Source organism: Anabaena sp. AL09 (assembly GCF_001672255.1).
Taxonomy (GTDB): domain Bacteria; phylum Cyanobacteriota; class Cyanobacteriia; order Cyanobacteriales; family Nostocaceae; genus Dolichospermum; species Dolichospermum lemmermannii.
In genome coordinates, this window is record NZ_LJOQ01000085.1 from 38368 (window position 1) to 54179 (window position 15812).

The following is a 15812-nucleotide window of genomic DNA, read 5'->3' on the forward strand; positions in this document are numbered from 1 at the left end:
ATAATCTATTCTAATTTTTTTTATGCGTTATGTTGAAGAAGCTAAGTCACCATTTTTTGATCCAGTGATGCTTTGTTGAAAGCTCTTCATCTCTATGTTCCAGGTATCGCTCCCCCAATCGCTTCAGAAAAACCTACCCTTCACTGCTCTTGCGCCCATGCAAGATGTGACAAACCTGTGGTTCATGAAAGTTATTGCCCACTACGGCAGTCCTGACTACTTCTTTACCGAGTATTTCCGCGTCAATGATACCTCACGGCTCAATTCTAAAATTCTGGCAGCAATTACCGAAAATGATACCGGTCGCCCTGTTTTTGCACAAATGATTGGCGAAAGTATTCCCGATTTAGTGAGAACAGCAAAGGAACTCTGCAAATATAATATCGCGGGAGTAGATTTAAACATGGGCTGTCCCGCGCCGAGAATCTATCGCAAAAATGTTGGCGGTGGATTGCTGAGAGAACCGGAAAAAGTCGAGCGGATTTTGGGAGAACTGCGTGCTGCTGTGAATGATAAACCTTTGACCGTGAAGATGCGTGTAGGCTTTGAAAATACAGATAACTTTTCCGAAATTCTCGATATAATCAATCGCCACAATATTGATTTGCTCAGTTTACATGGTCGCACGGTGAAAGATATGTATCACGGGGAAGTTAAGTATGATTTGATTGCGGAAGCGGTAAGACGGGTAGATTGTCCAGTGCTTGCCAATGGTAATATCAACTCGGCGACAACTGCCCTGGAAGTGCTTTCGCAAACCGGTGCAGCGGGTGTGATGGTGGGACGCTGGGCAATTGGCAATCCTTGGCTGTTTAATCAAATTCGCCAGGCTTTGCGAGGAGAACAGATCACACCTGTTCCTTTAGCAGATGTACGCAATTATATTGATCGTTTATGTCAAACTCCCACAGCCTCAACTATGCCAGAGCGAGCGCGGGTAGGCTACCTGAAAATGTTCCTTAACTACATTGCTTTAAGTGTTGACACTGAAGGTAATTTCCTGCGGCTGATGAGACGGGCGCAGACTGAAGTAGAACTGTTTAACCTCTGCGATCTCTTTCTCCTTGCTGATCTGACAAAAACGTTAGCCCTAGCACCCTCTTTGGGCGTGTAATTATGGCAACTATTTAGTTTGGATTTATCAGTACAGCATAGAGACAATACCTTGAGAGTGTCAACTACTCAGTTTCAACTTCAAATTCCTCACCACTGGGAAATTTAGACTTATCAATTTTTAAAGCAGCCTCTTTAATTAAATTTGCTTTTGCACGAGTTTCTAGTATTTCTTGATAATATTCTTCAGGTGTTAACCCATAATCTCTCTTGACATAGGCAATTTTATCTTTAATGCAGTCCTCAATCATTAATTTGACATCAGCGAGATAGTAATCTTCATTGAATGATTTAATATGTATCTTATGAGTTATGGAAGGAACTGCGAGTTTTTTTAGACCTCTTGCTTCTTTTAATACCCGACTCCCTAATAAATTGTCATCAACATCAGAAAAAGTAAAAATTGTTTTGCCTTTTGTATTTCTTTTTAAAGCTGGTTTAAATCCTATAAAAATATCAACTGATGGGAATACACTGGTCAAAAACGAAAAATTATCCATTGTTATTTCCTGCTGGTTTCTGGTAATTGTCTATTCTAATTTTTTTCTCCAGATTTAATATACAACATAGTGATTTAAAGGTTTTATATCCAACCGAAAATTACTGTCGCACATCATAAAATATTCTGTATGTCAATAGTATATTTGTCCTATATAATTCTTTGGATAATTGCTGTCTAAAAATTCGTCTCGGAACTTGCTGTTAATTTGTAAAGTTTTGTATTATTTTTCGGGATTTATTTCTGTAATAACCATAAATAAAGGCTTTTGGAAATAGCCTTATCAGTCAATTAGAAAATTGACAACAATAACCCAATTATGAAATTCTCGACAATTGTAGCAAACTCTCAAAAGTATTGCAAGCTCGTTGCTAAATAAAAATTATTCTCAATTAATTCTTAAGAAAATCTAAAGCTGAATTATCATAAGTTATGAATATTAAAACTATTATTGGTTTTTTATAAGTTTTAGTTATATTGTAATTGGAAGTCCCTTAGTTAACAAATTACATTCTTGAGGGAATAAATCCTGATTCTGCGGTAATGCGAATCAGTTACTTGCGTTTATCAATGAAATGGCTTATCTCTAGGGCAAATTTGGGATGGTGTTGGGTTAAATGAGCTATTTATACCCGTATAATTTTAAACAATACTAAAAACTGGGGAGTTTATGGATACAATGCCTTTAAATCAGAGTCAAGACGAAAAAGATATTAAACTGTTGGTTTTAGATATAGATGGGACAATTGCTGGACAATCCAATACTCTCAGTCATCCTGTCAAGGAAGTGATTGCTGCTGTACAAGCCAAGGGAATTAAGGTAGCTATAGCCACAGGAAGGATGTATTGTTCAGCTTTGCGGTTTCATCAAGAAATTGGCTCTACGCTGCCTTTAGTAGCTTATCAGGGAGCTTGGATTCAAGATCCAAATACTCAGGAAATTCACCGTCATTTATCTGTATCTAGAGAAATTGCCCTGCAACTCCTAGAATACTTTGAACAGCCAGATTTGCGATCGCTCCTCTCAGTCCATTTTTACATCAACGACCAGCTTTATGTGCGAGAAATTACCAAAGAAACGGAAAGTTATCAACAACGCTGTGGTGTGAATGCTATTCCCGTTGGTGATTTACGTCAATTATTAGATCATGAACCCACTAAAATTTTAGCTTTGTGTGATGATGCGAGTCTAATTCAACAACTTTTGACTAATTTACGCCATAGATATAAACCCACAGAATTATATATGACAACATCTGTAGCCACCTTCATAGAAGCAGCTAACACTCATGTTAATAAAGGCAATGCTGTCCGTTATCTAGCTGAAGAAATGCTAGGTTTAGAAAGTCATAATGTCATGACTATCGGTGATAATTTCAATGATGTAGAAATGCTCAGTTATGCTGGCATTAGTGTCGCTATGGGTGACGCACCAGACCAAGTGCAAGCGATCGCTGATTGGGTAGCACCTAGTGTAGAGTTAGATGGTGCAGCCATAGCAATGGAAAAATTCTTACTTAATTAAAAATCCAAAAATAAGAAAAGACACCGACGACTGGCCGTGTTTCGTCTCGGTGTCCTTCCTAATTTCGCTCCTCACACACCTGTGATTGTAGTCGGAGATATTTATTTTGTCAAGAGAATTTCTCAAAGTTTTTGTAAAATTCCGACAAGATAGAAAGATAGATCCCCGACTTCTTTGAGAAGTCGGGGATCTGAATTTTTGAATTTTAGCTATTAAAGTTCTACAGGTGCGACAATGCCCAATTTGTCTTCTAACACAGACCTTAAAACCAATTGAGTCGCTATCAGCAATCCTAATCTTGCTTGAGCTAATTCTGGATCATGAATTTTCACTTCCCCCCAAATCCGACAATTACACCAAAACCGCTCAAAAGCTTGACTCAAATTCTCACCTGCTTTTGACCAGTTAATGGAACTACCACTATCAGCACAAACCAAATCATCTACCACCTTGACTAATTGGTAAATCAGAAAACTCTCATCAGCGTGATTAAGGCGAAGTTTTTGATCACAATTGAGCCAAGATATAGGGTTGACAGATACAAAACTTTTAATATTTGTCCTATCAAGTTCAATTAATCCTTCCTTTTCTGCTGCACACAACAAAGAACAGCATCGTGAATGAGCGTATTGAATTTTAAAAATTGTTAATGAGTTGGTTAATTGGCGATTAGGAACAGAAATTTTGCTTTTTTCCTGTTCACTTTGTTCTAGTGAGCATTCCTCATTTCCGCTGACAGTGAGACAGTGTAACCAAGCCGCTAAGGTAGAGTCAACGAGTTCTATATGAATCCAACCGGGGGGAACTACTTTAACGTTAAATAAACTAGCACTATTTCGGGATAAATGCTCAACAATCGCCTGAGCAATTTCCATCGCTGGTGAATTCTGAGATTTTGATATGCTCATAGCCATACCAGAGATATATAAAATTTTCTGATTATATCCTCCCTGATAGAGAGGAACTTTTTTCCCTTTTATGCTTGTAATTTCCCCACTATTGGTAAAAATACTGAAGAAAGACACTAAATATCCAGTTATTAAATGCTTAATTGCTTTATTTTGATCTAAAAGTAGTCTATAACACACGTATTTCTTTGTAAAAAATTTATGGTGTGCATCATTTTATCCTGTTCCATCTATCTTCAGACAGAAGTTTAGTCTATGTAAGGAAAAATGAGAGTAGGATAAAATTTGATGAATAATGTATAAAAAATGGGTAATCTTTACTACGCTTGTTGTACAGTAGGAAGTATAAGAAAAAATAGAGAGCAATTTAGCTTTCTATCCCATTGGAGGGCTGACGCTGTTAGGCGTTATGCCTACCCCGTTAACACAAAGACACTCCTTGCACTTTTCTTATCACGTCTTTGTTCTCAGCCAAACACTCTTTGTTACCTATGCAATCTCAATCCTCCTTTTCCGAAGCTTCACGTCCTTTCTTAACTTGGCAGCGAATCCTTGACTGGGCCCAAGAACACTACCGCTGCCGCACCTTCAGTAAAGATGAGCGGATTCCAGCTAGACCTGGTTTGCTCTATTTAGTCCAAAGAGGTGCTATTCGCATGGTAGGAACTGCCCAAGTCAGTGCTACTGCTAGTCAGTTAACATCTAGACGGATTAACAGAACTCCAGAAGAAGCTTTCTTGGGTTTTGTGGGAGCAGGTCAACCTTTTGAAATTGTTGCTCAGTCTCCATTTACACTCCAGTCCTACGCCCACGTTGACCAAACAGCAGTGCTGTGGATGTACTGGCATGACCTAGACAACTGGCCTCACTTCCGCCGTGAAGTTATGGATGCTTTTAGATATCAGCACCAGCGCAAGTTGCTATGGTTGAGTGCTTTAGGACAACGTCGCACAATTGACAGACTCTTAGGATTTCTCACCCTACTGATTGAGGAATATGGAGAGCCTTCAATGAGCGAAACTGATCCTGATGTCATTCGTGGTTATTCCTTGCCCTTCCCCCTCACCCATGCCCAAATAGGCAGCGCCATTGGTTCAACCCGTGTTACTGTCACTCGTTTAATGGGTAAATTACGTCAACGGGGCTTAATCCTGACCCAAGGAGATAATCTGATTTGCCTACCCGCTGAATCTATCAATAGAGTCAGCTAGGATCTAGTTCAAATCTTTAATGAGCAGCAAATTGATAGATGTTGACTGAGAGCTTGCCACTCTCGGACACACCAATGGCAGGTATCAGCGGATTCTAACTAGTCCAAATTGGGTAATTAGTTCTGTGAGCCTGCTCCTCATTTTTACGAATCTGTTTGACCACCACAAACAGATTTTGGGTAATCGGGTATGAAATGAAGATGTCCTGGACAAAAAGTTCTCTAGTGCCGCATTTATGATGAAGGCACTCATAACGCTAGATCGGCAAATTGGGGCCACCCACCTGGTTCCAATTATTGATCTTGGCTTTTGGTATCATGAAAACCCAAGCACTTTTCCAGGTTATAGATAATTCTTTTTTCTTTCTTCCTCCTGGCTCCTTTTATTTGATTCTGACAAATCCAGCTTTTTCAATCAGTTCTTGACCTTGAGATGTAACTAACCAATTTGCATACACTTCCCCGGCTTGTTGATCTGATTGACCATTTTGTTTTATGATCACAAATAAATTGCGGGTGATTGGGTAGTTGCCATTGCGAAAGTCTTGAGAATTCAACTGGTTAGGCTTGTTGGCACATTGAGATTGAGTTATTTTTGGTTGTTGGTAAGGTGCTATTAATTGCTCACTTGTCCGTCCTATTGGTAGGGATTTGATTGTACATTGAGGGACAATCTCTGGAGCAGAACCATAATAGATAGCACCAGGAGCAATAGCTACTTTGCGGATAGCTTCTGTGGTTGTACCAATGTAATTAATATTGTTGCCAAATTTATCTTTATTGAGAACGTTTTCGACAAAAAAATCTACTGTGCCACCGGCTTCTTTGCTGCGAGATAGGGGAATAATGGGTAAATTTGTACCACCTACTTGTTGCCAGTTAGTAATTTTGCCAGTGTAAATATCTTTGAGTTGAGAAACTGTTAATCCTGGAATATTTAGGTTATGATTAACAGCGATCGCAATTCCATCAATGGCTACAGTAATTTCTTTTAAGCTAAATCCTTTGGTTTTGGCAGTTTCGTTTTCTTCTGGTTTAATGGGACGAGAAGATTGAGAAAAAGCTAGTTGATTTGCTATCAACATTTTAATCCCAGTTCCTGAACCTGGTTTTTCGTTAATGGGTTGGGTATAACGTAAATCAAACTGAGGGCAGCTATTTTTGAGGACTGAGTCTACATCCCGACGGATAGGAGCCCATGTTGTACTACCACCATAACTAAATATACCTTGTGGTAAATTGGGGATTTTACAATTACTGACTGGTGGCGGATTAGGGTTAATAATGTTGTTACTGGGGTTCTGAGTGAGATTCTGATTAGCAGAGTTAGTGGTACTAGAATTGTTGTTAATTCGCCCCCAATGTTCCATTAAAAACCAGAAAGCAGCAAAGCTTAATCCAGAGGTAAGAACAAGAGATAAGAGCAGTGACAGAGTTTCTTTTTTTTGAGACATGGGTGGTTTCTTTAGTGCTATTTTTTCTAAAGAATTGAAGACATTAATTTATAAATAAGTCGAAATAATGTTGTTACTGTTATAGAGATTAATGCAGCTATCGCTGCTAACATAATTACTTGCTCAATGGCAATATTACTTCGTAAAAACGGAATAAAAAATATAATTGCAAAACTGACTGCGGGAATAATTAGCAAGTCAAATTTTTCTAACCAGCGTTTAGTTTGAGCAAAAATTAGACCATTCAAAATTACAACAGCAACAGTTAAAGTAATGATCGGGTTTTTCACTAAACTAAAAAGAGCGATCGCTATTAATGCCCCTTCAAATCCGCTAAAAGCAGCCCCAGCTAATAATTCCCATGTAGCAAAAGCCGGTTGAACTGATTTTATTGGTTGTGGTGGTTGTAAATTAGGTGGCTGTGTTGGTGGTAATACCGTCTGTGCAGATGGGGTAGGAAAAAGGGCTTCTAGCACTTCCTGGGATGACTGAAAGCGTTGACTGGCAGCAGGTAGCAACATTTTATCCAAAATATCAGCTAGTCGGGGGTTAATGCTGATTTGAGAACGCCATTGCCATTGATTAGTATAAGCATCAAATAGCTTATTCGCCTCCTTGTCAGTAAGTAATGTAATCAGGGTGACAGCCAGGGCATATAAATCTGTAGATGGAAATACTTGACTACCTTGCATTTGTTCTGGGGGTGCAAATCCTAGGGAATAAATTCCTGTAGAACTAGAAGAGGTATTAGCAATTAATTTAACTGCACCGAAATCTAGCAAAAATAGTCTACCATCACAATGGCGCATGATATTAGAAGGTTTAATATCTCTATGGATAATACCTTTGTCATGGATGAACTGGAGAACTGGGAGAATTTCCCTGAGTATTTTTAGGATTTTTAGCTCAGAAAAATTGCCCTGTTCAACTAATTCTTCTTCTAGAGTTTGTCCAGAAATATATTCTTGAACTAAATAAAAAAACTGCTCTGACTTATTTATTTTTAGGTTAGGAACTGTAATCGTAAAAAAAGCAAATAATTTAGGTATTTGCTGATGTTCATTACCTATTTCTTCTAAAACTCCTGCTTCTTGTGTAAATAAAATTCTGGCTTTTTCTAAGGCATCTTCCGTTAAATTACCACTTGGTTGAAATTGCTTAACTACACATTGACGCATTCTCGGAGTATCACGATCAATTGCCAAAAAAGCAGCACCAAATCCTCCGGTAGCCAAAAGTTTAATTGGCAAATATCGGTCACGTAAAATCAGCGGCATACCGCAGTTAACGCAAAATTTTTGCGGTACTGTTTTTAGTGTTTGAATATCATCTAAATCAGGAAAGTGATTTTTAGGATGTTGACAGTGGGGACGAGTGCAGCAGACTTCCATATTATTTGGTGAGTCAATGGTCAGACAAGTTACTGGTCATTAGCAACTTATGGTTAACTAATGACTTTTAACTGGTGACAAGATGTTTAACCAGCATCAGAACCATTAGGTATTGTCACATCAAATGTATTATTTACTACTACATTGATCTGTGATAATTTTAACATCTCCTGTGTCCAGGCTGGGTTAGCAAACTGAGGTAAAATTTCCTGACTAAAAGCTTCTGCGGCTTTGGATCTATAGCGATTGGGATTACATATTAGCCAGAGTGTCCGCTTCACCACTACTCCTTCGATGGGGGTACGATGGAGAACACCCATTTGTAACTCCTTAGCGATCGCTGAAGTAGAAACAAAGGCAGCACCTAAGCCAGATTGGACAGCGTTTTTAATAGCTTCTATGGAATTTAGTTCCATTTCAAACTTAAACCGTCTGGTGTCAATATCACAACGGGCTAAAACCTGATCAATGACTTTGCGAATAGTTGATTGGGAGTCAAGAGCAATGAATTGTAGTTTATATAGGTCTTCTTTTTGAATTGTTTCTAATTTGGCAAAGGGATGGGATGTGGGTAAAATGAGTGCCAATTCATCTTCAGCATAGGGAACAGTTTCTAAAGATTCCGCTAATTCAGTGGGAATTTCCCCACCAATAATTGCTAGATCAACCTGGCCATTAGATACACTCCAAGCCGTGCGACGGGTAGAATGGACGTGCAATTGTACAGCTACATCTGGATATTTTTGGCGAAATAAGCCGATCATTTTTGGTAACAGATAAGTGCCAGTGGTTTGGGAAGCACCAACAATCAATGTACCTCCTTGGAGATTTTGTAAATCCTCAATAGCGCGGCAGGTTTCCTGACACAAACTGAGGATTTTGTCCCCATAGCTCAGAAGTAGATGTCCCGCTTCAGTCAATTGAGCGCGACGGCCTCCTCTGTCAAATAGGGGAACATCCAGTTGTCGTTCCAGGTTTTGAACTTGCAAACTCACAGCAGGTTGGGAGACGTAAAGGCTATCAGCAGCCCGCTTAAAACTCCCTTCTTGGGCGATCGCTTTGAGAATTCGTAACTGATCTAAAGTAAAAGGAAGGTCAGACATAAGGCTTAACCCACAACCTGGGATTCATGAGCAACTTTAAAAATAAATCAAAATGAATAGTTTGGTGACTAAGCATGATTTATGGCATTGTTAAGATTTGAACAACTAACTAAAATACTTACCACAACATCTTGACAAAAATCTTCCTGTATATAATCAAGCATTCAGCCGTCAGCCTTCAGCTATCAGATTTTAAGACGGAAATACAGGTAATTAAAACTAATTGCCTGGGTGTAACTTCAAGAAAATGAATAATTCGTCTTCTTTACTCCTGTTCTTGGCTGACTACTGATAGCTGATAGCTTACACCAGTCAAGATGTTTACCAATAGTAGCTTCTTTGAATTTGAATTTTGAATTGAGTTGTATATATGATGTCCAATCCTTGGTTTACCTCCAGTCATTTTGTCATACTAGGGTTACAATTAGTTTTTGCGATCGCCCATAGCGGGGGGGCTGCTGTGCGTCCTTGGGCAGAAAAATACCTTGGACCGAGGCTTTATCGCATTATCTTTGCATTAATTAGCCTGCCTTTGGCTGTGATCTTAATTGTTTACTTTTTTAATCACCGTTACGATGGCTGGCAACTTTGGCAGGTACAAGGTATACCAGGAGTGGGGGCATTAGTTTGGGTACTATCAGCTATATCCTTTTTATTTTTATATCCTGCTACCTTCAATCTACTAGAAATTGCGGCTATTCAAAAGCCCCAAGTTCATCTTTATGAAACAGGGATTATCCGTATTACCCGTCATCCCCAAATGGTAGGACAGGTTATTTGGTGTGTAGCCCATACCCTGTGGTTAGGAACTAGTTTCACTCTTGTTACCTCAATCGGTTTAGTAATACATCACCTATTTGGAGTATGGCATGGCGATCGCCGTTTAAGTCAACGCTATGGAGAAGCTTTTGAGATGGTCAAACAACGGACTTCGATTATCCCCTTTCAAGCGATTATTGATGGCCGTCAATCTTGGAACTGGGAAGAATTTCTCCGCCCTGCTTATTTAGGAGTTGCCATTTTTACTGGTCTATTATGGTGGTCGCACCCCTTGTTATTAGTGGCAACAAGTAGGATAATGTGGTAGTTTAGTCTGATCCCCAAGATCAACAAAACATATAAATCTAATAAAACTTTGTGCTGATCACTTGCTACCAAAACAATGTATGATAGACTCAAACATATATCATTAAACTGTTGAGAACTGGCATTGGGGAAAGAATTTATCCGCCAGGCTGAAGTGGGTTTTATGGACGTAGACAAAAAGTCACCATCTACCTTAGTGGAAACGGTAAATAAATAGCAATGTATAGACTGCACCCAGCCGCTCTCTCAGCATTGTAAAATTTTTCAGAACCAATAGCAATCAGGATTGGAAATGGAGAACAGCCAGCGCGACAATCACGGTGGCTTTTTTGTCAGCAGGAAAACATGAAAATCCTCAATTTAAAATTTAAACCCCAAAATGGGATAACTTACCAATTTGCTGCTGCTGACAGCTAATTTTGAGATAAAAACCTTATAATCACGAGAGGCATCATGGTGTTGTCGGTTAATGAACGGACATTTACTCAAGAAGTTTTAGAATCTTCAGTTCCTGTTTTGGTTAATTTTGAAGCGCCCTGGTGTGGACTATGTCGCATCATTCACCCGCTATTATTACAATTCCAGGCTGAATGTGGTGATGAACTTAAATTGGTGGGAGTCAACGCTGACCAAAATTTTAAGTTGTCTAATACCTATAGACTGAAATCACTACCGACTTTACTATTAATTGAAAAAGGTATAGTCAAACAACGTTTAGAAGGTTTTCCCGGTAAAGACGATTTACGTCAAGCCTTAGAAGCAATTAAATTGACCTATACAAGTCACGAGAAAATAGATATAGCAGGAGTCAGGGGGCAGGGAGCAAGGGGTTCCTTTTAGGAACTACGGTCAGAAACGGTAAGTTCTACCGAGATTGCCTGTGGAGCGGAAAAACCTCTTAGAAGCCATTCTAAGACTGTCCAGATGTGTCTAGACTTTGGTAATTTTGGGTAAGTTTTATAGAACGGTGTGTGTCACAATTATTAGCAGTTCTGATTATTCAGTTAACTGAAGTTTGAAGTGGGAAAATTCAAGCTAACTTGAAAGTATTGGGCTATCAGAAGTAGCTTATTTCTTTTCAATCAGCAATCCCCAATTGAATTTTCATTTTTTGGGCATCTTCTCATTTATTTGTACAGAATTCTAAAAGTAGGCGTTAGTGATGGAAATAATCTATCAGTATGCCTGGCTGATTCCAGTATTACCTCTCTTGGGAGCAATGCTGGTCGGTCTAGGGCTAATCTCGATAAATCAGGTGACAAACCGCCTGCGACAGTTGAATGCTGTAGTTATTATCTCCCTCATGGGGGCTTCTATGGCACTGTCGTTGGCTTTGCTGTGGAGTCAATTTCAAGGCCATGCGTCTTATCTTTGGACTGTGGAATGGGTAGCAGCCGGGAATTTTCACCTGACGATGGGCTACACTATTGACCACCTGACATCTCTAATGCTGGTAATTGTCACAACCGTAGCCGTTTTGGTGATGATTTACACCGATGGCTATATGGCGCATGATCCGGGTTATGTGCGGTTCTATGCCTATCTCAGCTTGTTTGGCTCTTCCATGTTAGGTTTGGTGGTCAGTCCCAACCTAGTACAAGTTTATATTTTCTGGGAATTGGTGGGGATGTGTTCCTACCTCCTAGTGGGCTTTTGGTATGACCGCAAAGCCGCAGCAGATGCTTGTCAAAAGGCATTTGTCACCAACCGCGTCGGTGACTTCGGTTTATTATTGGGCATTTTGGGGCTGTTCTGGGCGACAGGCAGCTTTGATTTTATGGTGATGGGCGATCGCCTATCCAACCTAGTAGAAACCGGCTCTATTAGCAATTTCCTCGCCATTCTGTTGGCAATTCTCGTCTTCCTGGGTCCTGTGGCTAAATCTGCCCAATTCCCCCTCCATGTCTGGCTACCAGATGCAATGGAAGGTCCTACCCCTATTTCTGCCCTAATTCATGCGGCAACAATGGTAGCGGCGGGTGTATTCTTAATTGCCCGGATGTACCCAGTATTTGAAAATGTCCCAGCCGCAATGAACGTAATTGCTTATACTGGGGCATTTACAGCGTTTTTAGGGGCAACTATCGCCATTACCCAAAACGACATCAAGAAGGGTTTGGCTTATTCCACCATTTCCCAACTTGGTTACATGATCATGGCTATGGGAGTGGGTGCTTACAGTGCGGGATTATTCCACCTCATGACCCATGCTTATTTTAAAGCGATGCTATTCTTGGGTTCTGGTTCGGTAATTCACGGCATGGAAGCAGTTGTTGGTCATGACCCTGTATTAGCACAGGATATGCGTTTAATGGGCGGACTGCGGAAATATATGCCCGTGACCAGTTTCACCTTTTTGATTGGTTGCTTGGCCATTGCGGGGATTCCTCCCTTTGCTGGTTTCTGGTCAAAAGATGAAATTCTCGGTGCGGCTTTTGCTGCTAACCCTTTCCTGTGGTTTATTGGTTGGGTGACAGCAGGGATTACAGCTTTTTATATGTTTAGAATGTATTTCTCAACATTTGAAGGTAAATTCCGGGGTAATGACGAAAAAATCAAGGTAAAACTCAAAAATGCGGCTGCTGCTTTGGCTGAAAAGTCAGGGACATTAGAACTAGTGCCTAATTTTGGTCCTGGGGCGATGAAAAAGGGAGAATTGGCAAGTCACTCCCATGACTCCCACAGCCATGAGCCTCATGAGTCTCCTTGGACGATGAGTTTACCGTTGGTGGTGTTGGCTATTCCTTCGATGTTGATTGGTTTGGTGGGGACTCCCTACGCCAATTATTTTGAGCAGTTTATCTTTCCTCCTACCGAAACTTTGGCGGAAGTTATGGAAAAGGCTGCGGAATTTGACCCCCATGAGTTTTACATTATGGCGGGTAGTTCTGTGGCGGTTTCTGTGATTGGGATTACTTTGGCTGTGTTGATGTATTTAGCCCGCAAAATTGATCCTAGTGCGATCGCTAAAAACATTCAACCGCTATACGATTTATCTTTGAACAAATGGTACTTTGATGACATTTATCATCGTGTCTTTGTTCTCGGTTTGCGTCGTGTGGCTAGACAAGTTATGGAAGTTGATTTCCGTGTTGTTGATGGCGCTGTTAATCTCACGGGTTTCTTTACTCTTGTCAGTGGTGAAGGTTTGAAATACTTGGAAAATGGTCGGGTTCAATTCTATGCCTTGATCGTTTTTGGGGCTGTTTTGGGCTTGGTGATTGTTTTTGGTGTTACCTGATTTTTATGGGGGCGGTTTGTCCGCCCCTGGATTATGAAGGTTTCGCGCAAAGTCGCTAAGGAGCAAAGGCGCAGAGTTAATGAACCACGAAGGAGCGAAGGAAGCGAAGGAAGAAGGGAAGAGAAGTTGAGGGTTGGGGTTGAAAATGGCATTTATCAAAAATAAGTTATAATCAAAACAAAATTATTATAAAAATGTATGACTACTCAAATTAATGCTCCTCCTGCTGTTGATTATGCACCTCTGGAATTACAAGGGGAATTAACAGTTATGCAAGAATTAACGATTGAGGAATTATTAAATATTGCTCAAAGTCAAGTTCCAGAAAGTCAGCAAGAATTACATTTTCAACTGTTAGAAAAAAATCAAAATAATCAATTAAGTGAATCTGATAGGTTATTGTTGAAATCTCTGCGAGTGAGTGCTGATTATTTAATGTTAAAAAAAGCTTATGCCTATGCACTTTTAAAGTGGAAAGGTTTTTCTCTTCCAGATTTTGAGCAATTAGTATAAAAAGGTAAAATTATGAATATCAAAATTAAACCGGAATTAGAGCAAATTATTCAAGCGCAAATTGCCACAGGTAGATATACAAATCCTGAAGATGTAATTAGTAAGGCGTTAAAATTGCTTTTGGAGTGGGATAAGGGTTATCAGAATTGGGTGGAAGAAACACGGGAAAAGGTGGATGTTGCTATTGAACAATTAGATAGAGGTGAAGGTATTAATGGGGAAGTTGTAATTTCACAATTGCGGGATAAGTTGCGTGAAGCGAGAGAGATATAAGGATGAAAATACATATTATTTCTCCAGAAAAAGCCCTGGCGATTAGAAATCGCGGCTATACAAACGAAGTCCACCTTTGTGGACTAAAAGAAAGATTTTTGAACCCGCGAAGGCGGGTTTTGTCTGTGTAGACGCGAATTATATTCGCCGGGTGTTATTATTGACATATCAAGATTATTCATATAATAATATTTAAATAAAATCAGCAAAATCAGCCCATATTTAAGGTATTGTTCCTCAGTTATTGTATGTTATTGGGAAAATAAATATGAATAAGCAGTTCAACAAAAATCCTTTCAATAAAACAACAAGAGGATTAGAATATTATAAAAAATTACAAGTCTTTGCAGAACAAGAACTTGATAATCGCTTTGAAGACTTAGCACTTTTTATAAGAAATGTAATTCTTGAGAAAGATACTCCAAAATCATTACCTCATGAGTTAAGTAAATATGACCTCATTGTACTTGTACCAGTAGATAAAAAATTTCCAAATAGATGGAGTATTACTCCCAATATCGAATGCTGCACACAAATTTATAATGATAAAGATAGTAAGTCAATAACAGTTGAAAAATTTCTCTCTGCCCCCATTATTCAGTACAAAAATGAATTATATACTTTACAAAATTTTGTGTTTGCAATTGCTTACAGTGGTTCTATTCATTGGCAACCTAGTTTTGAGGCTAATCAGCCTAATTTAAATCAGTTATATAATGATGTTATTTGTGAAATATCAGAAACATCTTTACGGTTAATTCATGATATATCCCGTTGTCTTGTTGCAGCGTATAAAGGAATTTTTGAAAAATTTGATGGTAATAATGATGGCTATTCTGATATTATGAGCCGTCAACCTATGATTGTCAATAATGGCCAGTTGATCGAAGATGGTTATGGTGATCCAACTCTTTTATTTAACCATTCATACCTCCAAATCCCCATAGCTGAACAAGTAAATTATGGTATTAGAATTTGTTTAGAATTGCAGATGCTGAATACTCTACAGCAAGGGTTTATATTTGTTTATGGTAATCGGCATCAAAAGAATATTAGTTTATCTTGTGAACACAATCTAAAATTTTTAATCTTTAAAACTTTTAGCCAAAATAGAACATCTTTGAACAAAACAATTAAAGTTCCTGTAAATGTCGATATGTTTCAAAAACCTTTCACTATAGAAATGGCACTTTATAAAAATGGATACTTAAGCATATCAATAAATGAATATCTCCAACATTGTGAAAAAATACCCACAAATTTCTCGATTTATAATGGTAAACTGATAACTGGGGCAAACCTTGATGGCGAAAAATTTGGTAATTTCTTATGTTCTGTTGAGTCTATAGAAGCTATTGATACCCTAAATATTATACATACCATCTTCATGTCTGGAGTACGGCGACTTTCAAGATTTGATGGACTGCAATTACCTCCTGACATAATAAAACGTCCTGCTAGACGTTAATTGTTTTATCTAGTAAGTAGTTTAAATT

The 15812-nt window shown here is 39.0% G+C and carries 14 protein-coding genes; 9 read left to right on the forward strand and 5 right to left on the reverse strand.

Annotated elements, in window-relative coordinates:
- Nucleotides 1–94 precede the first annotated feature (94 nt).
- Nucleotides 95–1114 carry a tRNA-dihydrouridine synthase family protein gene (locus AN490_RS16730; protein ID WP_168634006.1) on the forward strand — a complete coding sequence of 340 codons (1020 nt, stop codon included), beginning with the start codon at nt 95–97 and terminating at the stop codon, nt 1112–1114.
- A 64-nt stretch (nt 1115–1178) separates the two neighbouring features.
- Here the strand turns inward: AN490_RS16730 and AN490_RS16735 are convergent, their stop codons facing one another.
- Complete coding sequence (locus AN490_RS16735; protein ID WP_148764412.1) at nt 1179–1613, reverse strand: hypothetical protein; 435 nt, start codon at nt 1611–1613, stop codon at nt 1179–1181.
- Nucleotides 1614–2282: 669 nt separating this feature from the next.
- Here AN490_RS16735 and AN490_RS16740 point away from each other — a divergent pair.
- Nucleotides 2283–3137, forward strand: coding sequence for a Cof-type HAD-IIB family hydrolase (locus AN490_RS16740; RefSeq protein ID WP_300005631.1), 855 nt, complete (start codon nt 2283–2285; stop codon nt 3135–3137).
- A gap of 212 nt (nt 3138–3349) precedes the next feature.
- Here the strand turns inward: AN490_RS16740 and AN490_RS16745 are convergent, their stop codons facing one another.
- A complete protein-coding gene (locus tag AN490_RS16745; protein ID WP_300005633.1) occupies nt 3350–4225 on the reverse strand; it encodes a DALR anticodon-binding domain-containing protein in 876 nt (291 codons plus the stop codon).
- A 311-nt stretch (nt 4226–4536) separates the two neighbouring features.
- On the opposite strand from AN490_RS16745, the gene AN490_RS16750 reads away from it, so the two are divergent.
- On the forward strand, nt 4537–5256 hold the full coding sequence (locus AN490_RS16750; RefSeq protein ID WP_015081034.1) for a Crp/Fnr family transcriptional regulator: 720 nt from the start codon (nt 4537–4539) through the stop codon (nt 5254–5256).
- 382 nt (nt 5257–5638) lie between these two features.
- On the opposite strand, the gene AN490_RS16755 is transcribed toward AN490_RS16750, so the two are convergent.
- The 3 genes from AN490_RS16755 to AN490_RS16765 all read right to left on the reverse strand — a co-directional run bounded on the left by AN490_RS16755 (nt 5639) and on the right by AN490_RS16765 (nt 9203).
- Nucleotides 5639–6709: a PstS family phosphate ABC transporter substrate-binding protein gene (locus AN490_RS16755; protein WP_300005638.1), complete on the reverse strand. Its 1071-nt coding sequence runs from the start codon at nt 6707–6709 to the stop codon at nt 5639–5641.
- A 26-nt stretch (nt 6710–6735) separates the two neighbouring features.
- On the reverse strand, nt 6736–8100 hold the full coding sequence (locus AN490_RS16760; protein ID WP_300005641.1) for a serine/threonine-protein kinase: 1365 nt from the start codon (nt 8098–8100) through the stop codon (nt 6736–6738).
- A gap of 86 nt (nt 8101–8186) precedes the next feature.
- Nucleotides 8187–9203, reverse strand: coding sequence for a LysR family transcriptional regulator (locus AN490_RS16765; RefSeq protein WP_300005643.1), 1017 nt, complete (start codon nt 9201–9203; stop codon nt 8187–8189).
- A gap of 370 nt (nt 9204–9573) precedes the next feature.
- Here AN490_RS16765 and AN490_RS16770 point away from each other — a divergent pair, with 370 nt between their 5' ends.
- From AN490_RS16770 to AN490_RS16795, 6 genes are all read left to right on the forward strand, one after another.
- Nucleotides 9574–10290 carry an NnrU family protein gene (locus AN490_RS16770; RefSeq protein WP_015081038.1) on the forward strand — a complete coding sequence of 239 codons (717 nt, stop codon included), beginning with the start codon at nt 9574–9576 and terminating at the stop codon, nt 10288–10290.
- Between the two features lie 452 nt (nt 10291–10742).
- Nucleotides 10743–11129: a thioredoxin domain-containing protein gene (locus AN490_RS16775; protein WP_300005646.1), complete on the forward strand. Its 387-nt coding sequence runs from the start codon at nt 10743–10745 to the stop codon at nt 11127–11129.
- Nucleotides 11130–11451: 322 nt separating this feature from the next.
- Complete coding sequence (locus AN490_RS16780) at nt 11452–13530, forward strand: NAD(P)H-quinone oxidoreductase subunit 5 (RefSeq protein WP_300005649.1); 2079 nt, start codon at nt 11452–11454, stop codon at nt 13528–13530.
- A 198-nt stretch (nt 13531–13728) separates the two neighbouring features.
- Nucleotides 13729–14043 (forward strand): hypothetical protein, encoded by a 315-nt coding sequence (locus AN490_RS16785; RefSeq protein ID WP_300005651.1) that lies wholly within the window; start codon nt 13729–13731, stop codon nt 14041–14043.
- Between the two features lie 12 nt (nt 14044–14055).
- On the forward strand, nt 14056–14316 hold the full coding sequence (locus AN490_RS16790) for a type II toxin-antitoxin system ParD family antitoxin (protein ID WP_300005654.1): 261 nt from the start codon (nt 14056–14058) through the stop codon (nt 14314–14316).
- Between the two features lie 268 nt (nt 14317–14584).
- Nucleotides 14585–15784, forward strand: a complete 1200-nt coding sequence (locus AN490_RS16795; protein WP_300005657.1) for a hypothetical protein — start codon at nt 14585–14587, stop codon at nt 15782–15784.
- Nucleotides 15785–15812 lie beyond the last annotated feature (28 nt).

Excerpts from the sequence above, each read along its gene's own strand:
- AN490_RS16730 (WP_168634006.1), top strand. The coding sequence starts at position 95 with ATGTTCCAGGTATCGCTCCCCCAATCGCTTCAGAAAAACCTACCCTTC.
- AN490_RS16735 (WP_148764412.1), bottom strand. The coding sequence starts at position 1,613 with ATGGATAATTTTTCGTTTTTGACCAGTGTATTCCCATCAGTTGATATT.
- AN490_RS16740 (WP_300005631.1), top strand. The coding sequence starts at position 2,283 with ATGGATACAATGCCTTTAAATCAGAGTCAAGACGAAAAAGATATTAAA.
- AN490_RS16750 (WP_015081034.1), top strand. The coding sequence starts at position 4,537 with ATGCAATCTCAATCCTCCTTTTCCGAAGCTTCACGTCCTTTCTTAACT.
- AN490_RS16755 (WP_300005638.1), bottom strand. The coding sequence starts at position 6,709 with ATGTCTCAAAAAAAAGAAACTCTGTCACTGCTCTTATCTCTTGTTCTT.
- AN490_RS16760 (WP_300005641.1), bottom strand. The coding sequence starts at position 8,100 with ATGGAAGTCTGCTGCACTCGTCCCCACTGTCAACATCCTAAAAATCAC.
- AN490_RS16765 (WP_300005643.1), bottom strand. The coding sequence starts at position 9,203 with ATGTCTGACCTTCCTTTTACTTTAGATCAGTTACGAATTCTCAAAGCG.
- AN490_RS16770 (WP_015081038.1), top strand. The coding sequence starts at position 9,574 with ATGATGTCCAATCCTTGGTTTACCTCCAGTCATTTTGTCATACTAGGG.
- AN490_RS16775 (WP_300005646.1), top strand. The coding sequence starts at position 10,743 with ATGGTGTTGTCGGTTAATGAACGGACATTTACTCAAGAAGTTTTAGAA.
- AN490_RS16780 (WP_300005649.1), top strand. The coding sequence starts at position 11,452 with ATGGAAATAATCTATCAGTATGCCTGGCTGATTCCAGTATTACCTCTC.
- AN490_RS16785 (WP_300005651.1), top strand. The coding sequence starts at position 13,729 with ATGACTACTCAAATTAATGCTCCTCCTGCTGTTGATTATGCACCTCTG.
- AN490_RS16790 (WP_300005654.1), top strand. The coding sequence starts at position 14,056 with ATGAATATCAAAATTAAACCGGAATTAGAGCAAATTATTCAAGCGCAA.
- AN490_RS16795 (WP_300005657.1), top strand. The coding sequence starts at position 14,585 with ATGAATAAGCAGTTCAACAAAAATCCTTTCAATAAAACAACAAGAGGA.